Origin of the sequence: Pseudoalteromonas sp. S16_S37, from assembly GCF_014694405.1 — a bacterium.
Lineage (GTDB): Bacteria > Pseudomonadota > Gammaproteobacteria > Enterobacterales > Alteromonadaceae > Pseudoalteromonas.
In genome coordinates, this window is sequence record NZ_JAAUWV010000150.1 from 1 (window position 1) to 1,185 (window position 1,185).

The 1,185-nt window shown below is 43.7% G+C and carries 3 protein-coding genes; all 3 read left to right on the forward strand.

What is annotated here, in order from left to right:
- The first annotated feature begins 18 nt into the window (after positions 1-18).
- The gene (locus HC733_RS22300; protein ID WP_190367166.1) at positions 19-408 is read left to right on the forward strand and encodes a hypothetical protein; all 390 of its coding nucleotides are present in this window, start codon (positions 19-21) and stop codon (positions 406-408) included.
- Between the two features lie 11 nt (positions 409-419).
- Positions 420-758, forward strand: a complete 339-nt coding sequence (gene tnpB, locus HC733_RS22305) for an IS66 family insertion sequence element accessory protein TnpB (protein ID WP_190367167.1) — start codon at positions 420-422, stop codon at positions 756-758.
- Between the two features lie 48 nt (positions 759-806).
- On the forward strand, positions 807-1,185 hold a 379-nt coding region (locus HC733_RS22310), incomplete at its 3' end, for a hypothetical protein (protein WP_203219232.1).

Here is a 1,185-nt window from a genome sequence, read left to right on the forward strand (position 1 = left end):
ACAACTAAGGTGTGATCAATGAATACCACAACATCATTAGAGCAAATTAAAGCACAATTTGACCACTGGCGTCACAACAAAGACACGTTAGGCACTTTTACCCCCGTTGAATTGCGCAGGCAAGCCGTTGAGCTTACACAAGAGTATTCCGTCTCCAAGGTCGTTACTACCCTAGGCTTAAGTGGCTCTGTCATTAAACGCTGGCGCACCGAGCTTAAACATACTCAAACTACCATTGAGCCCATGGATACATTTATCGCATTGCCAACCACCCAACAGGCAAATGCCGCCATTACTAGTGCCTCTATTATATTAAACGACGGGACTAATATTCACCTCAATGGCGAGGCCAGCGCCCAGGTCCTCTCTGTGCTTGCCCAAGCGTTAACCGTTTCAGCATCTCTTTAAAAGGCACACTAATGTTACAACTCTCTGCTCAAACTGCCATATTGCTGGCCACACAGCCTCAAGATTTCCGTAAAGGCATTGATGGTTTTGTTGCCGTCTGTCGCGATTCACTGCAACAAAACCCACGTGCCGATATTCGTTTTGTGTTTATTAACAAAAGCCGAACCATGTTACGCGTATTGGCCTACGATGGCAGTGGCTATTGGCTGATGACCAAACGCTTATCTAAAGGACGATTTCAAAACTGGCCGAAGTCACCAAATACCATATCGTCCATGTTAGCCACTGAGCTTAGAGAGCTATTAAAGGGTGAAACTAAACCCGTGGATAAAAAATATAAAATAAATTGAACCAATTGAGCAAGCAGCGATCTGATCTGGCAACTAAACAAAATACCCATGCAAAATAACAAGATAATGACGCAAACTTTTACTGATATCAGCAGCCAAGAACTCGATGCTCTGATTGAACGGATCACACAAGCCAAAGCGCACCAATTAACACTTTCACCAGAAGATTGTGAATTGTTGTTAGGCGCGTTATTGACCCTAGCCAGTATGCAAGAAAAACTCAGTGATAACGACATCACCATCAGCAAGCTTAGAAAGCTGGCTGGCATCGTTCAATCGTCAGAAAGCTTAAAATCCAATCTAGCTAAGAGCAAAAAAAGCAAACCGCATAGACGAAAAAACAAAGCTCAGGCAGCGCAAATAAACCCAGAAGTAATTCACCACAAACACGCAGACTTACAAAAAGGTGATAACTGCCCAGAATGCC